The 17,057-nt window shown below is 66.9% G+C and carries 15 protein-coding genes; 13 read left to right on the forward strand and 2 right to left on the reverse strand.

Annotation, left to right across the window (positions count from 1 at the left end; all coding sequences use genetic code 11):
- The first annotated feature begins 119 nt into the window (after positions 1 to 119).
- From ACETK3_RS11845 to ACETK3_RS11900, 12 genes are all read left to right on the forward strand, one after another.
- On the forward strand, positions 120 to 1,451 hold the full coding sequence (locus tag ACETK3_RS11845; RefSeq protein ID WP_236799709.1) for an MFS transporter: 1,332 nt from the start codon (positions 120 to 122) through the stop codon (positions 1,449 to 1,451).
- Positions 1,452 to 1,461: 10 nt separating this feature from the next.
- Complete coding sequence (locus tag ACETK3_RS11850; protein ID WP_236820516.1) at positions 1,462 to 2,826, forward strand: FAD-dependent oxidoreductase; 1,365 nt, start codon at positions 1,462 to 1,464, stop codon at positions 2,824 to 2,826.
- On the forward strand, positions 2,823 to 4,073 hold the full coding sequence (locus tag ACETK3_RS11855; RefSeq protein ID WP_373992957.1) for a CaiB/BaiF CoA transferase family protein: 1,251 nt from the start codon (positions 2,823 to 2,825) through the stop codon (positions 4,071 to 4,073). Before ACETK3_RS11850 ends, ACETK3_RS11855 begins: the two co-directional genes overlap by 4 nt.
- Positions 4,070 to 4,873: an enoyl-CoA hydratase-related protein gene (locus ACETK3_RS11860; RefSeq protein WP_373992958.1), complete on the forward strand. Its 804-nt coding sequence runs from the start codon at positions 4,070 to 4,072 to the stop codon at positions 4,871 to 4,873. The genes ACETK3_RS11855 and ACETK3_RS11860 overlap by 4 nt, the downstream gene beginning before the upstream one ends.
- Positions 4,874 to 4,929: 56 nt before the next feature.
- Positions 4,930 to 5,880 (forward strand): dihydrodipicolinate synthase family protein, encoded by a 951-nt coding sequence (locus tag ACETK3_RS11865; protein WP_373992959.1) that lies wholly within the window; start codon positions 4,930 to 4,932, stop codon positions 5,878 to 5,880.
- Complete coding sequence (locus ACETK3_RS11870; RefSeq protein ID WP_373992960.1) at positions 5,880 to 6,680, forward strand: SDR family oxidoreductase; 801 nt, start codon at positions 5,880 to 5,882, stop codon at positions 6,678 to 6,680. Before ACETK3_RS11865 ends, ACETK3_RS11870 begins: the two co-directional genes overlap by 1 nt.
- Positions 6,681 to 6,709: 29 nt before the next feature.
- On the forward strand, positions 6,710 to 8,179 hold the full coding sequence (locus tag ACETK3_RS11875) for an aldehyde dehydrogenase family protein (RefSeq protein ID WP_373992961.1): 1,470 nt from the start codon (positions 6,710 to 6,712) through the stop codon (positions 8,177 to 8,179).
- A 5-nt stretch (positions 8,180 to 8,184) separates the two neighbouring features.
- Positions 8,185 to 8,505, forward strand: a complete 321-nt coding sequence (gene fdxA / locus ACETK3_RS11880; RefSeq protein ID WP_373992962.1) for a ferredoxin — start codon at positions 8,185 to 8,187, stop codon at positions 8,503 to 8,505.
- Between the two features lie 285 nt (positions 8,506 to 8,790).
- Entirely contained in the window at positions 8,791 to 10,161 is a 1,371-nt protein-coding gene (locus tag ACETK3_RS11885) for an MFS transporter (protein ID WP_373992963.1), read from the forward strand.
- A gap of 87 nt (positions 10,162 to 10,248) precedes the next feature.
- Positions 10,249 to 11,505, forward strand: coding sequence for an aminopeptidase P family protein (locus ACETK3_RS11890; RefSeq protein ID WP_373992964.1), 1,257 nt, complete (start codon positions 10,249 to 10,251; stop codon positions 11,503 to 11,505).
- 87 nt (positions 11,506 to 11,592) lie between these two features.
- The gene (locus tag ACETK3_RS11895; protein ID WP_373992965.1) at positions 11,593 to 12,429 is read left to right on the forward strand and encodes an IclR family transcriptional regulator; all 837 of its coding nucleotides are present in this window, start codon (positions 11,593 to 11,595) and stop codon (positions 12,427 to 12,429) included.
- A 48-nt stretch (positions 12,430 to 12,477) separates the two neighbouring features.
- The gene (locus tag ACETK3_RS11900; protein WP_236820510.1) at positions 12,478 to 13,041 is read left to right on the forward strand and encodes a dihydrofolate reductase family protein; all 564 of its coding nucleotides are present in this window, start codon (positions 12,478 to 12,480) and stop codon (positions 13,039 to 13,041) included.
- Between the two features lie 54 nt (positions 13,042 to 13,095).
- Here ACETK3_RS11900 and ACETK3_RS11905 read toward each other — a convergent pair whose 3' ends face one another.
- Positions 13,096 to 13,683, reverse strand: coding sequence for a DinB family protein (locus ACETK3_RS11905; RefSeq protein ID WP_236820509.1), 588 nt, complete (start codon positions 13,681 to 13,683; stop codon positions 13,096 to 13,098).
- 61 nt (positions 13,684 to 13,744) lie between these two features.
- Positions 13,745 to 15,361 carry a PucR family transcriptional regulator ligand-binding domain-containing protein gene (locus ACETK3_RS11910; protein ID WP_236820508.1) on the reverse strand — a complete coding sequence of 539 codons (1,617 nt, stop codon included), beginning with the start codon at positions 15,359 to 15,361 and terminating at the stop codon, positions 13,745 to 13,747.
- 106 nt (positions 15,362 to 15,467) lie between these two features.
- On the opposite strand from ACETK3_RS11910, the gene ACETK3_RS11915 reads away from it, so the two are divergent.
- Positions 15,468 to 17,000: a cytosine permease gene (locus ACETK3_RS11915; RefSeq protein WP_373992966.1), complete on the forward strand. Its 1,533-nt coding sequence runs from the start codon at positions 15,468 to 15,470 to the stop codon at positions 16,998 to 17,000.
- Positions 17,001 to 17,057: the final 57 nt, after the last annotated feature.

The raw sequence follows: 17,057 nt of genomic DNA on the forward strand, positions 1-17,057 counted from the left end.
GGACCCAATCTGTGGCCCCGGGCAATCCTTGCCACCTTCGCATCCTGCGCCTCCTCCAACAGGCGTCGCTGCGTCATACCCTCCTGCGCCCTTCCCGGCGCCAGCGTAAGGACACTCCCATGCTCGACATCCAAGCGACGGACAATGCCGTACCGTCACCACGTGCCACCACCTCATCCCCCCGCAACCGCGATAAATTCACCCCAGAAGTCCGCAAGGGCCTCCTCGGCCTTGGCCTGGGCAACGCCCTGGAATGGTACGACTGGATGGTCTTCGGCCTCCTGTCCGCCTTCATCGGCCCCAACTTCTTCCCCAGCACCGAGCCCCTCTCCGCCACCCTGAACGCGCTGGCCGTGTTCGCCGTCGGATTCGCCTTCCGTCCCCTCGGCGGCATCCTGCTGGGCACTCTGGCCGACCGCATCGGCCGCCGCCGCGTGATGCTGCTGTCAATCATGCTGATGGCAGGCACCACCCTGCTCATCGCCGTCACCCCCAGCTACGCCACCATCGGCGCCTGGTCCGGCATCATCCTGGTGGCCTGCCGTATCCTGCAGGGCATCTCCACCGGCATCGAAGCCCCGCTCTCCACCTCCCACGCCGTTGAACTGGCGCCGGAAGGCCGCGAAGGCTACGTGGCCGGCATCATGTCCTTCTACGTCAACATCGGCATCCTGCTCGCCTCCCTTGTCAGCTTCGTCTGCAGCCTGGTGATCGGCGGCGCGGCCATGGGGGAGTGGGGCTGGCGCGTTCCGTTCATCATCGGCGCCCTGTTCGGCTTCGTGGTGCTCTACCTGCGCCGCTCACTGCCCGAAACCCTCAAGGAAGAAGAGCGCGCCACCAACACCGCCAAGACCGTATGGTCCGGCGTGGGCAAGCATTGGCTCTCCGTCCTGGCGATCATCTTCGTGGTGGGGGCCGCCCAGGCCTACAACTACGCCTGGAACGTGGGCCTGCCCAGCGCCGCCCGCAGCGGCTTCAAGGAAGACCCCACCGCAGTCTTCGCCCTCACCACCGTCCTGGGCGTCGTCCTGGTGATCGGCAGCTGGATCATCGGCAAGCTGGCCGACGGCCGGTCCATGTCCCGCTGGTTCCTGGTGACCCGCGTCCTGGCCATCCCCTCCGTGTTCCTCATGCTCCTGTACGTCCAGCCCGGCATCGGCGGTTTCGCAGCAGTCCTGCTGGGTGGCTCGATCGTCCTGGTCCTGAACATGACCCTCTACAACGTGGTCAGCTCCTCCCTGATGCCCAAGAACATCCGCGGAACCGGTGTGGCCCTTGGCTACGGCATCGGCGTGGCCCTCTTCGGCGGCACCGCCTCCTACCTCCTGGTCTGGCTGCAGTCCCTGAACCTCACGTGGGTCTTCCCGGTCTACGTCGCAGTCCTCTCCATCCTCAGCATCGTTTTCTACCTCGCCGCACGCCGCTCCAACGGCATCTTCGTCGGAAAGTAAGGACTTCCCCATGAACACGCTCGAACTCAGCACCACCACTGCGGACCTCACCGCCCCGGTGATCTCCCGGTCCAACGTCCTGGTGGTTGGCGGTGGTCCCGCAGGTGTGGCCGCCGCCGTCACCGCCGCCCGTTCCGGCGCCAAGGTGACCCTCCTGGAACGCTACTCCTCCCTGGGCGGCCTGGCCTCCGGCGGCATGGTGCTGGTCCTGGACGACATGATCAACGGCCAGGACATCACCGTCACCGGCATCGTCTCCGAATACGTCGAACGCCTGCAGAAACTGGGCCTGGCCATCGTCCCGCCGGCCGAGGACCGCCGTACCTCCGAGGAACTCTGGAACAAGTGGGGCCGCTACGGCACCTTCGACTTCCACTCCCACACCAACCCCAAGCCCATCTGCTACGCCGCCGCTTTCGACCCGGACGGCTGGAAGCGAATCTCCAACGACCTGGTCCGCGAGGCCGGCGTGGACCTGCGGCTGCACTCCTGGTTCTCCCGCCCCATCGTGGACAACGGCGTGATCAAGGGCGTCATCTGCGAAACCAAGCTGGGCCCGCAGGCCTTCATGGCGGACGTGGTCATCGACACCACCGGCGACATCGACGTGGCCTCCCGCGCCGGCGCCAGCTACGCCAAGGACAACTACCTCACCACCCTCGTCTTCCGGCTGGGCAACGTGGACACCGCTGCCGCCGAAGCCTTCGAACAGGCCAACCCCAAGGAAGCCCGCGCCATCAACCGCAAGATCAAGCGCCTGCTCGGCGGGGCCTGGGAACTGTGGTGGCTCAAGACCCCCATCGAGGGCGTGGTGTGGTGCAACGCCCCGCACATGACCGGCTTCGACGGCGTGGATCCGGCAGACATGACCGCCGCAGAGTTCGCCGCCCGGGACAAGATCTCCGAGGCCGTGGACTACGTCCGGGCCAACCTCCCCGGCTTCGAAAAGTGCTACATGCTCGATGTCGCCTCCCAAATGGGCGTCCGCCAGACCCGCCTTCTGCAGGGCGAGTACGTCATGACCAAGGAAGACGTCACCTCCCGCCGCCACTTCCAGGACAGCGTGGCCCGCGGCCGCGACTACTACTACCCCTACCGCTCGCTGCTGCCCAAGGAAGTGGACCAGCTCCTGGTGGCCGGCCGCCACTACTCCGCCACCCCCGAGGCGCAGAAGATGTCCCGCGAAATCCCGCCCTGCATGGCCATGGGACAGGCCGTCGGCGTCGCCGCAGCGCTCGCCGTCGAGTCCGGCGTGCTGGTCCGCGATGTGGCGGCAGCGGACATCCAGCAGGGCATGCGCCGGCACGGCGCGGACCCGGGCGACGTCCCGTCGTCGAACGCCACCCTGGACGCCGAAGCAGCGGTGCCGGCGTGAGCGCGGCAACGGTAGAGCGGGTGGAACGCCCGACGGCGGCGGGCGCCAATGCGGCTGCCTCACCCGTGCCCCTTCCGCTGGAAGGCATCCGGATCGTGGACTTCACCCAGGTGTTCATGGGCCCGTCCTGCACCCAGCTGCTGGGCGACTACGGTGCGGACATCATCAAGGTGGAGCGCCCGGGCGCGGGTGACATCTCCCGCAACTCGTTCCCGGACCAGGACGGCCAGGACAACCCGATCTTCCTGTCCATCAACCGCAACAAGCGCAGCGTCTCGGTGGACACCCGCACGGAGGAAGGCCGCGAGGTGCTGCACCGGATTCTGGCCGACGCGGACGTGGTGGTCAGCAACTTCCGCTCCGGCGTCATGGAGCGGATGGGCTTCGGCTATGAGCACCTGAAGGCGAAGAACCCGGGCATCATCTGGGCCTCCGGCACCGGGTTCGGCCCGGTGGGACCGTACTCGCACAAGGGCGGGCAGGACGCGATCGCCCAGGCCTACTCGGGCGTGATGTGGCGCCGCGAATCGGATGACCAGAAGCCGGCCATCTACCCCACCACCCTCTGCGACTACATCACCGGCATGCACCTCATGCAGGGCATCCTGCTGGCGCTGCGCACCCGGCAGGCATCGGGCGTGGGGCAGAAGGTGGAGGTGACCATGTACGACTCCATGCTGCACCTGCAGATGCAGGAGGCGTGCATGCAGCTCAACCGCGGCTACGAGGTCAACTGGGGCGCCATGCCGCTGAGCGGCGTCTTCGAAACCACCGACGGCGCCGTGTGCATGGTGGGCGGCTTCACCCCCGACCCGCTGGCGCGGATCTCCGACGCCCTGGGCCTGGACGAGGACCTGACCGAGCGGCCCGGGTTCGCCACCCTGGAGCAGCAGTTCAAGAACAAGCCCGCCCTCCAGGCCATCTTCCAGGAGCACTTCGCCACCAACACCACCGAATACTGGACCGGGAAACTGGAGGAACAGGGGCTCCTCAACGCCCCCGTCCACACCCTGGAACAGGCGCTCGCCGACGCCCAGACCGAGGCCAACGGCATGATCGTGGAGGCCGAACACCCGCGGGTGGGCACCGTGAAAATGCTCAATGCGCCCATCCGGCTCTCCGCCACCCCGCCCACGGTCCGCCGCGTGGCGCCCCGCCTCGGCGAACACAACGTGGAGGTCCTGCTGGAAAACGGCTTCGACGCCGAAACGATTGAACGCCTGCAGCAGTTGGGGGTCCTGCGGTGACGGCCCTGGCGGAGCGGGTAGACGAAGTCACTCTCAGCATCAACGACGGCGTCGCAACCGTCACCATCGACCGCCAGCACGTCCTCAACGCTGTTGACGGCACCGCGCAGGCCCGGCTCAACGACATCTGGGACCAGCTGGAGCAGGATCCGTCCGTGCGGGCTGTGGTCGTCACCGGGGCAGGGGCACGCGCGTTCTGCGTGGGCGCGGACATGTCCGCCTCCGCCGTGGACAAGACCGGCCTGGAGTACTGGGCCGGCCTGGACCCCAACGGGTTCGGCGGCCTGAGCCTGCGCACCACCCTGGACATCCCCGTGATCGCCAAGGTCAACGGCTACGCATTGGGCGGCGGCATGGAGATCGTGCTGGGCGCGGACATCGTGGTGGCGGCGGACAGCGCCAAGTTCGGATTGACGGAGCCCCGGGTTGGGCGGTTGGCGCTCGACGGCGGCATCCACCAGCTGCTGCGCCGCGTCCCCTACACCCAGGCCATGGGCATGCTCCTCACCGGCCGGAAAGCCGGCGCGGCCGAGATGCAGGCCATGGGCCTGGTCAACGAAGTGGTGCCGGCCGAGGAGCTCGACGCCGCCGTGCAGCGCTGGGTGGACCAGATCCTCGCCTGCGCCCCCACCTCCGTCCGGGCGGTCAAGCAGATGGCTGCCCGGACTTCGCACCTGACGGCCGCCGAAGCGCGCGGCCTCCGGCTCCCGGCCCTCATGGCCGCCCTGGACAGCGAGGACTCCGCCGAAGGCGTCCGGGCGTTCCAGGAAAAACGGCAGCCGGTGTGGCCGGGCCGCTGACCGGGCCGCCGCCGTCGAACCTCTTCCCGCTTCATCTTCCTTGAAAGGAAACAACCATGCCGCAATCCGCCGCGCCTGAAAAGCGTGAATCCCTGGCCCCGGGCGTGTGGGGCGTCGTCGCCACCCCGTTCCAGGGCAGCACCCTGGACGTGGACCTGGACAGCCTCTCCGACCTCGTGGAGCGCTACGAAACCATCGGTGCCACCGGCCTCACCGTCCTGGGTGTGTTCGGCGAAGCAGCTGCACTTGCGGCGGAGGAGCGGCGGCAGGTCCTGGAAATCGCCGTCGAATGCACCAGCCTGCCGCTGGTGGTGGGCGTGACCGCCCTGGCCACCCGGCCCGCCATCGAGGAGATCCGTGCTGCCCAGGAGGCTGCCGGCCAGCGTCTCGCCGCCGTTATGGTGCAGGCCAACTCGCCAAAACCTGAAGTTGTCGCCGCCCACCTGGACGCCATCCTCCGTGCCACCGGCGCCAAGGTGGTGCTGCAGGACTACCCCCTGGCCAGCGGGGTCACCATCTCCACGGAGGCGCTGATCGCGGTGGTCAGGGCAAGCCCGTCCGTTATCGCCATCAAGGCCGAGGCGCCGCCCACCAGCGTGGCCATCGCAACCCTCAGCGCCGCCACCGGCATCTCGGTGTTCGGCGGCCTTGGCGGCCAGGGCCTGCTGGATGAACTCCTGGCCGGGGCCGCAGGAGCCATGACCGGATTCTCCTATCCGGAAGCTCTGATTGCCTGCGTCCGGGCCTGGCAGCGGGAGGGCTACGCGGCGGCCGCCGCCCAGCTGGTGCCTTACCTGCCGCTCATCAACTTCGAGCAGCAGGCCAAGGTGGCCCTGGCCATCCGCAAGGAATGCCTGCGCGAACGCGGCTGGATCAAGGACTCCGGCGTCCGCGCCCCGGCGCCGGGCTTCCCGGAGAACCTGCGGCACGCCATGACGGCGCACCTCCGCGAAGCGGCCACGGCACTGAAACTCACCCGGACGCCCGTCCCGGCCGGGAGCCTCTGATGGATCTGGGCATTGCGGGACGCACAGCGCTGGTGGCGGCCTCCACCGGCGGACTGGGGCTCGCCGTGGCGCGGGCACTCGCAGCGGAAGGAGCCAAGGTGGCCATCGTGGGCCGGCGACATGACCGGGCCCAGGAGATCGTGGGCGAACTGCACGCAGCATACGGTGACCTCCCAGGGTTCGGCGCCATTGCCGTCGAGGCCGACCTCACCGCCCCCGGGGGAGTGGAAGCGGCAGTGGCGCAGACCGAAGCCGGCCTGGGCCAGATCGACATCCTGGTCCTCAACGGGCCCGGACCCAAACCCGGCGCCGCAGCGACCCTGGGCTCCGAGGACATCGCCGCAGCGTTCGACGCCCTGGTCAAGCCCCACCAGGCCCTGGTGGCCCTGGCCCTCCCGGGAATGCGCGAGCGGCGGTGGGGGAGGATCCTGGCCGTCGGGTCCAGCGGGGTGGCCGCGCCCCTGCCCAACCTGGCCATCTCCAACACCGGCCGCGCAGCCCTGGCCGCGTACCTCAAGACCCTCGCGGCGGAGGTGGCGCTGGACGGGGTGACCGTCAACCTGCTCCTGCCCGGCAGGATCGCCACCGACCGCGTCACCGAACTGGACCAGGCAGCCGCCAAGCGCCGCGGCACCACCCTGGAGGAGATCCGGCTCGAATCCCGCAAAACCATCCCCGCGCGGCGGTATGGGGAACCCGCCGAGTTCGGTGCCGCAGCCGCCTTCCTGTGCAGCGCACCGGCGTCGTACATCACCGGCGTGGCACTGCGGTGCGACGGCGGCCTCATCCGCAGCCTCTAGCCCCACCCACCATCTTCCCAAGGAACGCCATGACCTCCTCCGCCCTGGACCCCCAAACCACTGCCCACGCACACCTGACCGCCCAGCACCTCATCAATGGCCAATGGCTGGGCGAGGCAGAAACCCGGCGCATGAACCCCGCCCGGCCGGACGAGCTCGCCGCACTGTCACCCAGCGGCACCGCCGAGGACGTGGACGCCGCTGTCACCGCAGCAGCAGCCGCGCAGCCCGCCTGGGCGGCGCTGCCCGCACCATCCCGCGGCGCCGTCCTCCTGGCCGCCGGAAACCTGCTGATCGAACGGCAGGCGGCCATTGCCGAGGACCTGGTCCGCGAGGAAGGCAAGACCCTGGCCGAGGCCAAGGGCGAAGTGAAGCGCGCCTCCGACGTGCTGCGGTTCTTCGGCTCGCTCGGCTGGGCCGCGACCGGTGAGGTGCTGTCCAGCGGGCTGCCTGACACCACCATCACCACCCGGCGCGAGCCGCTGGGCGTGGTTGGCCTGATCACCCCTTGGAACTTCCCCATCGCCATCCCGGCCTGGAAAACGGCGCCGGCACTGATCAGCGGCAACGCCGTGGTCATCAAGCCCGCCGAGCTCACGCCGCTGTCCGCCACCCACCTGGCCCGCGCCCTGCAGGACGCGGGACTGCCGGCCGGCGTATTCAACGTGGTGCACGGCAAGGGCCGCGTGGTGGGCGATGCCCTGGCCCGCGATCCGCGCATTGCCGGAATGTCCTTCACCGGTTCCACCAAGGTGGGCCTGGGCCTGCAGGAGATCCTCAACGGCCGGCGCGCCCGGGTGCAGCTGGAGATGGGCGGCAAGAACGGCGTCCTGGTCCTGGACGACGCCGATCCAGCGAAGGCCGCACAGGTGGTGGCGGCAGGCGCCTTCGGCCTTACCGGCCAGGCCTGCACGGCCACGTCGCGCGTTTACGTCACCCCCGGCATCCGCCCCGCGTTCCTGGAGGCGCTGGTGGCAGAAGCCGCCAAATACACGCCGGGCGATGGCCTGGAGTCTGCCATGGGGGCCGTGGTGAGCCAGCAGCAGTTCGAGCAGGACCAGGCAGCGGTGCGTGGCGCCGTCGAACGCGGTGCCACCCTCCTGCATGGAAGGTACGACGGCGATTCCTCCGGAGCGCTGTCCTTCCCCGCCGCCGTGCTCACCGACCTGGCCTTCGACGATCCGGCCGTGACCGAGGAAATCTTCGGCCCCGTGGTGGCCGTCCTGGAAGTGCCAGGCTACGAGGCCGGACTGGCCGCCATCAACGACTCCCGCTACGGCCTCACCGCCGGTATCTGCACCGACTCGCTGGCCCTGGCCACCGATTTCTCCGCCAGGGCGCAGGCGGGCGTCATCAAGGTCAACCGGCCCACGGCGGGACTGGACCTGAATGTGCCGTTTGGCGGCGTCAAGGACTCCTCCACCAACACATTCCGCGAGCAGGGCAGGTCCGCCCTGGAGTTCTTCACCTGGGGCAAGACCGTCTACACGGGTGTGTAGCTGCCATGACGTACGTGATCGCCCAGCCCTGCGTGGACGTAAAGGACAAGGCCTGCATCCAGGAGTGCCCGGTGGACTGCATCTACGAGGGCGAACGCTCGCTCTACATCCACCCGTCCGAATGCGTGGACTGCGGTGCGTGTGATCCCGTGTGCCCGGTGGAAGCCATCTACTACTCCGACGACGTGCCGGACGAGTGGGCAGACTACGTCCGCGCCAACGTGGAGTTCTTCTCCGACCTGGGGTCACCGCAGGGGGCCTCGGCCTTGGGGAACCTGCACCGGGACCACTCGGTAATCGCCGCGGAACCTGTTCCTGCGAGATAAGCCCTCCAGCACATCCCTGCCGTTGAATGGCCGCCAAGCGCTCCCGCTTGGCGGCCATTTCTGCGTTGAAGCCCAAGTTCCGCTCTTGTTTACAACCCCGTTGCCTTCGATGCAACGAGTTGGATCGTTTTGGTGTGGACTCTGAAGTGTGCGACTTCCGGTCCATCCATCCGATGGGCGCAGGATTAATCATTCCAAAACCTATTGACTGTGTTGCGCATCACGGCCTATCTTGAAACAACCACGTTGCAAGCAATGCAACTCCAACTTTCAATTGGTGGTTTCATGAGTACCCAACAAAACTCACCCCGGGCCGGAATCGTTGCCGCTGACGCCAACGGTCCCGCCCGGGCTGGCAATGCTGCGGACAGTACCATTGCCAGCAAGGACGTCCGACGCCGGGTGGTCACCGCGAGCTTCATCGGCAACTTCGTCGAATGGTTCGACTACGCCGTGTACGGTTACCTGGCAGCAGTCATCTCCTCGGTGTTCTTTCCCGAAGCGGACAGGCAGACCGCGCTCCTGGCAACCTTCGCAGTCTTTGCCATTTCCTTCTTCGTCCGTCCCTTGGGCGGCTTCTTCTGGGGCCACATTGGTGACAAGCTGGGCCGCCGCAAAGCGCTGTCCCTCTCCATCGTCATCATGTCCGTCTCCACCTTCTGCATCGCACTCATCCCCGGCTACGGCACCATCGGCATGCTGGCCCCGATCCTGCTGCTCCTGGTCCGCGTGGTCCAGGGATTTTCGGCCGCAGGGGAGTACGCCGGAGCCTCGGCCTTCCTGGTGGAATACGCACCGGCCAACCGCCGCGGCCTCTATGCCGCCGTCGTTCCGGCCAGCACCGCTGCTGGCCTGCTCCTGGGCTCACTGATCGCGGCACTCCTCAGCTCGGTGCTCAGCACCGAACAGCTGCACGACTGGGGCTGGCGGCTGCCGTTCCTCCTGGCAGCCCCCATGGGCCTGATCGGGCGCTACATCCGCACCAAGCTGGAGGACACCCCGGCCTTCCGCGCCCTGGCCGACCAGGAGGAAAACGCCCCCAAGGCTCCCGCGCTGGACATGTTCCGGACGTACCGCAAGCAGCTGGTCATCGCGTGCGGCGCGGTGCTGCTCAACGCCGTCGGCTTCTACGTCATCCTCAGCTACATGCCCACCTACCTGTCCGAGGAACTGGGCTTTGGACCCACCGAGTCCTTCCTGGCCACCACCATCGCCCTGGCCAGCTACATCGGCTTCATCTTCCTGACCGGCATCGCCTCGGACCGGTTCGGCCGGAAGCGCATGCTCATCACCGCCTCGGTGCTCTTCATGGTCCTGACCGTCCCTGCCTTCATGCTGCTGGACACCGGCAACTTCCTGGTGATCGTCCTGGTCCAGATCCTGCTGGGCGGCATGCTCACCCTGAATGACGGGACCCTGCCCAGCTTCCTGGCCGAACTGTTCCCCACCAAGGTCCGGTACAGCGGCTTCGCCGTCAGCTTCAACCTCTCCAACGCGCTCTTCGGCGGCACCGCACCGTTCATGGCCACCCTCCTGATCGGCATGACCCAGAGCAAGCTCGCGCCCGGCTGGTACCTGGTGGCCGCGTCCGCAGTGTCCCTTGTAGCGGTGCTGTTCGCCGCCGAGACTTCCCGGAAACCCCTCAAGCACCTCTGACCAAGAGGTCTTCCCAAGACCAACCTCATCACGCAAACCAACACCGGCTGCAGCAGCTGCCGGCACCCATTAGAAAGGCACACCTTCGTGACTATCACCGCTGACAACGCGTCCTCCATTGCCGAACTCGAGCGCCTCAAGGTCCTGCACATCGGCTCCAAGGGCAAGCTGACGTTCTCCGACGCGGAGTTCGAGCGCCGCCTGGGCGGCCTGCGCCAGATCATGGCCGCCAAGGACCTGGACGCCGTCATCCTCACCAGCTACCACGGCATCAAGTACTACTCCGACTTCCTGTACACCACGTTCGGCCGCAACTACGCCCTGGTGGTCACCGCCGACGACTCGGTCACCGTCACCGCCAACATCGACGCCGGCATGCCCTGGCGCACTTCCTACGGCGAAAACATCGTCTACACCGACTGGCGCCGGGACAACTTCTACTTCGGCCTGCAGGAAGCGCTGCGCCAGCGCGGCGTCAAAGCCAACCGGATCGGCGTCGAGGATGACTTCCTCCCGGGCCTGACCCGCGAAAAGATCGCCGCCGCCTTCCCGGGCGCCCAGCTCCTGGACGTGTCCCAGGACGCCATGCGCCAGCGCATGATCAAGTCCGCCGAGGAAATCGAAGTCATCAAGCACGGCGCCCGCATCGGAGACCTGGGCGGCGAGGCTATCCGCAACGCCATCCGCGAAGGCATCAGCGAGTACGAGGTTGCCCTGGTTGGCACCGAGGCCATGGTCCACGAGATCGCCAGGACCTTCCCGCACCGCGAGGTCCGGGACACCTGGGTGTGGTTCCAGTCCGGCATCAACACCGACGGCGCGCACAACTGGGCCACCACCCGGAAGCTGCAGCAGGGAGACATCCTCTCGCTCAACTGCTTCCCCATGACTTCCGGCTACTACACCGCCCTGGAGCGCACCCTCTTCCTGGGCCAGCCGGACGAGCGCTCACTGGAGCTGTGGAACATCAACGTGGAGGTGCACCGCCGGGGCCTGGAACTCATCAAGCCCGGCGCCGTCTGCAAGGACATCGCCGCGGAGCTCAACGAGATCTACATCAGCCACGGCCTGCTGGCCAACCGCACCTTCGGTTACGGCCACTCCTTCGGCGTCCTCAGCCACTACTACGGCCGCGAAGCCGGCCTGGAGCTGCGCGAGGACATCGACACCGTCCTGGAACCGGGCATGGTGGTGTCCATGGAGCCCATGATCACGGTTGCGGACGGCCTGCCCGGCGCCGGCGGCTACCGCGAGCACGACATCCTGGTCATCGGCGAGGACAACTCTGTCGAGAACATCACCAAGTTCCCGTTCGGTCCTGAGCACAACATCATCAAGGGATAACCCACTGAACAGCCAGAGCGGCGCCGTGGACTGAGCAGCTCAGGCCACGGCGCCGCTTTCGGCGTCTGCCGCCAACGATAGGGAAAGATGGTATCCACCATGACTCCTGCAAAGACCCCCGACAGCAACGGCAACGGAAGCGGCACCAACGGCGGGCCGGACGCGAAGGGCGCCTCCGTCGTCGTCAATGCCATCGCCGTCCTGCGCACCTTCACCGCGGATGAGCCGCTGCTGGGCGTTACGGAAATCGCCAACCGGGTGGGCATGCACAAGAGCAGCGTGTCCCGGATCCTCGCCACCTTCGAGCAGGAAAACCTGGTGGAACGGGACCCGGAGACCAAGCGCTTCCGGCTGGGCCTTGGGCTCATCGCCGTTGCCGGGCCGCTGCTCGCCGAGATGGAGGAACGCCGGGTGGCCTACCCGGTCCTGCGGCAGTTGACGGAGCAGACGGGGGAAACCAGCGCGCTCATGCTGTGGAACGGCGACGAAGCCATCTGCGTGGAACAGATCGCCAGCCACCACCAGATCAAGCACACCACCCCGCTGGGCGCGCGCTACCGGGACGCCATGAGCGCGTCCGTCCAGGTCTTCCTGTCCACCCTGCCGGCGGAGCGGGTGCGGGAGCTGTTGAGGAGTGGCACCATCACTTTTCCAGGCATGGACGACGCCGGCCTTGCCGCCTACGAGGCCCGGCTCCAGGATGTTGTGCGGCGGGGGTGGGCGGGCAACTACGGGGAATCGTCCATGGACGAGGTGGGCGTGGCAGCGCCCGTCCGCGACCACCGCGGCGACGTGGTGGCGGCCGTGTTGATCCCGGCACCCCGGTTCCGGGTATCCAAGGAGCAATTCGAGAGCCTGGGCGAGGCCTGTGTGACCGCCGCAGCGAAGGTAACCACACGGCTGGGCGGGCGGACGGCAAGCTGACCTCGGCAGGTCTGTACAACTAGCCGTGGCCCACGGGAGACTGGCGCCATGCGCAAACTGGCCTTTGGCATGAACGTGAGCCTGGACGGTTACATCGCCGCGCCCGGCGACGACATCGCCTGGAGCACACCGAGTGACGAACTGTTCCAATGGTGGTCCGACCGGGTGGGGGCGACCGGCCTGGCGCTGTATGGGCGCAAACTTTGGGAGACGATGAGCTCCCACTGGCCTACCGCGGATCAGCAGCCTGACGCCACACCGGCACAGGTCGAGTTCGCCCATCGCTGGCGCGATATGCCGAAGGTGGTTTTCTCTTCGACGATCAGCGCGGTCGACTGGAACGCCCGTTTGGTCTCGAGCGATGCGGTTGCCGAGATCACCCGGCTCAAGGACGGCGACGGCGGTCCCATGGATATCGGCGGCGCCACACTCGCCGCGGCGGCTATGCGGGCTGGACTGATTGACGAGTATGCGGTGGTCACCCATCCGGTCCTGGTAGGCGGCGGCACACCGTTCTTCACAGCCCTGGACAACTGGGTGAACCTGGCCCTGGTGGAGACCCGCACGTTTCCCGGCGGTGTGGTCCTAACGAGGTACGAGGCCAGGCGTTGAGCCGTACGACAACCGCGTCCACGAGTCTGTATAGCTGTAAAACCGGACGATGCCTTAGGTGCCGTCGGCTAGCTTTTTCATTCGCAGACGCTGCTCTTCCCACTGATCGGGCGTGAGGTCTGGAATGTTCGGCGCGGATGGGCGCCAACCGATGAAACCGTCCAACTGCTCGCGCACGATGTCCAGGTGTCCGGCATGACGGTGAGACTCGGCGATCATATGCACCAGAAGGCGTTCGACCGTAGTGTGCCGATGCTTTACCCACCACTGCACCACGGCCGGTGAATCCAGCTCCATTTCGTCGAGCACTGCATCCGCCGCGACGTTTGTCTCCCGATAGACCTTAACCGTATCGATCAGCGTCATATTCGGCGGCGGGAGGAAGTCTGCCTGAGGGTCCTCGGCGTCGATAACGCCCCGGATAATGGGGTTCTCAATTTTGCGTCCAAGACATGAAATGAAGTACTGGGATTCGGTGACGGCCAGGTGGAGCAGTAGGCCCATGACATGGGTGCCTGTCGGAGTAAGGGGAGTACGTGCCTGGGCATCACTCAGGCCCTCACATTTCCACAGGATTGCTTCGCGGGCATCGTTCAGATATTCACGAAGCTGTGCACCTCTGTCATTTCTATCGATTGGCATGAACTGAACGTTATGTCCTTTTTAGAAGCTGACTGCACAACCTTCCGCAGACTTCCTGGTTTCACGGCAGCCCGGCCACCCGGGCCGCCAGGTGCAGTGCCGCCAGCCGGCCCGTGCCGCGCGGATCGCCCCCACACAACTCGAAAATCCGCTGCAGCCGGTGGTGCATTGACTGCCGTTCCAGATGCAGTTCGCGGGCAGACTGCGCCGTGTTGCAGCCGGAGTCCAGCCACACCTGCAGGGTCTCCAACAATTGGGACTGCCGCTGCGCATCATGCTCCAGCACGGCCCGCAGCTGCCGGTTGACGAACGCGTCACGGGCTGAGGCATCGAGGCAGGTCAGGGCGAGGCTTTCAACGGCGGTGTCCTGGGCATCAACCACCACCAGGCCGCGCGCCGGAAACCGCCTGCGCGCCGAGGCATTGCGCCGCCGGATCTGTCGCACGTCCAGGGCACGGCGCGCCTCCGCCAGCGACCAGGCCGCCTCCGCAACACGGCCTACCGGCGGTCCCAGGGCTATCACGGCATCATGGTCGCCCTCCAGCCCCCGCAGGGATTCCAGAAGCTCCCGCCGCTCGCCCGGGGGCTCGGTGCAGGGCAAACCGATCATCACCACCAGCTCTGCGTCGTCCAGGTAAGCGGCGCACGGAATCCTGCGCGAGCTCAGGAAGCTTTCGACGGCCCCACGCAGCTCCTGCGGCGCCGCAGCATGAATGGCCGCCACCACGGCCGGGGAGTCTGTCGGAAAGCCGGCACCTGGAGCAAGTTGTTCAAGCCGCCACTCGGGAGCGGAATTGAGCACTGCGCGCATCAGTTCAGCACCTGCCAGGGCATGCAGCCCGGGAGGCGTATGCTGCAGCAGGGCCAGGCCCAGGATGTCGACTGCGCGTTCCCCGGCCACCTGTGCCAGTGCCGTGTCGGCTACCTCCGGCACCAGCACCTCCAACCGGCCCATGAGGACGCCGCGCACGGGGATGTCCACGCTGAGCACTCTTCCAGCAGGAGTCCCGCCGAAGTTGGCATCCCCGCCCGGCCCGGAGCCGGCGTCGTCCGCTGCTCCTTCCTCGGCCGCCCCGGCCGCGCCATCCGCACTAACCTCGCTGCTCCACCCCTCCGGCACCGCGCTCCCCATGGTGACGCCCCACGGGGAGGTGAGCTTCACGGCGGAACCGGTGATCCCCGCCAGCACGGCCAGGATCTTGTCCAGCGAGGCGCCGTGGGCCAGCTCCGAAGCCATGGCGCGGGTGGCGGCATCCGCTTGCTGAAGGTGGCCCACCGACTCGCTCACCAGCATGGAGTTGATGGCCTGCATGACGCCCACAAAGGGCACCACCTTGCGCAGCTCCACCACTGGCAGGCCGAACTCCTCAGCCTTCTGCAGCATGTCGGCAGGAATCTCCGGCAGTGCGCCGCCGGTCTCGATGGCCAGCGCGGCAATGCCGCGCTGCGCCAGTTCGCGGACATACTCCTCGCGTTTGGCGGGCGTGGCGGTGGCAAGTGTGATGCCGCCGCAGAGCAGCAGCTCGCCGCCGCGGAGCAGGGGAGCGATGTCCAGCACCTCGCTGGAGTGGACCCAGCGGACCGGCTGGCTATCCGCGGCTACCCCAAGGGGATGGACCACGGGGTCTGCGGCGGCGAGCGCGGGATGGGCGAGTATTTCGCCAAGAAACACTGACACGACATTCCGTAACGTAGTAGGAGAATCTATTCGACAGATCGTATCTTGTTCCTTGTGATGGGGGCCACATAGCCTTTTGGTACTTATCCACCTCACGGAGGCCCCCATGCAAGAAAAGCTTTCAACAGCCACGCACGGCCAACCTGCCCAGGCACCCGAGGACCACAACGCCGTGGACCACGAAGCCTGGCTGCAGCCCATTCCCGAATCAGCGAGAACACGCAAGGTATCCGGCCAGTTCTGGATCTGGGCGGGCGCCAACCTGGCGCCCATCAACTGGGTGCTGGGGGCACTCGGGATCCAGCTGGGACTCGGACTCGCGGACACCATCACCGTCCTGGTGCTGGGCAACCTGATCGGCATGCTGCTCTTCGGCTGCTTCGTCCTCCTGGGACAAAAGACCGGAGCCACCGGCATGGTCCTGGCCCGGGCGGCGTTCGGCCGGCGTGGCAACTACCTGCCGGCCGCCATCCAGGCCCTGCTGGTCATCGGCTGGTGCGCGGTGAACACGTGGATCATCCTGGACCTGGTCATGGCACTCTTCGGAACCCTCGGCTGGGTTGACCCGGAAGCACCCAACTACGGCTGGAAGATCGGCGTCGCCACCTTCATCATGGCCCTCCAGGTGGCCATCGCCTGGTTCGGCTACAAAGCCATCGCCGCCTTCGAAAAATGGACCGTTCCGCCCACCATCCTCATCCTGGCCGTCATGTCCGCCGTCGCCTGGTTCGGCATGGACATCGACTGGAGCTACGCCGGCCCGGCCGGCGCCATCCTGGAAGGCTCCGAAAGGATCGCCGCCATGAGCGCCGTGATGAGCGCCATCGGCATCGGGTGGGGCATCACCTGGTTCACCTACGCCGCTGACTACTCCCGGTTCGTCAGCACCAGCGTCCCCAAGAAAAAGGTCTACTTGGCCTCAGTGCTGGGCCAGTTCATCCCCGTGGTGTGGCTCGGCGTCCTGGGTGCCAGCCTGGCCACCAACAGCGGCGAGATCGATCCCGGCAAACTCATCGTCCTGAACTTCGGCGCCATGGCGCTGCCCGTACTGCTCATGGTGCTCCACGGCCCCATTGCCACCAACATCCTGAACATCTACACCTTCTCAGTGGCCACCCAGGCTTTGGACATCTCCATCAGCCGCCGCAAGCTCAACCTGTTCGTCGGCGTCTTCTCACTCGCCGCCGTCGTCTTCTTCATCTTCCAGGAAGACTTCGCCGCGGTGCTCGACGCCTGGCTGATCGGCCTGGTGGCCTGGGTGGCCGCCTGGGGCGGGATCATGCTGGTCCACTACTTCTGGCTGGACAAGCGCTGGCCGGGTGCGCCGGAGCGCCTGTTCGACGGCGTTGGCACCAAGCGACTGCCCGTCGTCAACTGGGCGGGAGTCATCTCCCTCGTGGCCGGGATTTTCGCGACGTGGCTGTTCATGTACGGCCTGATCCCCATCATGCAGGGCCCCATTGCGGTGGCCCTGGGCGGCTGGGACCTGTCCTGGCTGGCCGGCGGACTGACCAGCGCCGGGGTGTACGCCATCCTTGGGCCGCGCCAGCACATCCGCTACCTCGCCCTGGAGCCCCGCATTCAAGCTGAAGCAAAGAGCCCGGCGGCGGACACCACTCCCGCCCTTCCTGCCCTCTGATCCCTTCCCCTCCCTGAACCTGGCGGGCGCACTGCGCCCGCCAGAAAGGATTTTCCC

It is taken from the genome of Arthrobacter sp. E44 (assembly GCF_041877125.1).
Taxonomy (GTDB): Bacteria; Actinomycetota; Actinomycetes; order Actinomycetales; family Micrococcaceae; genus Arthrobacter.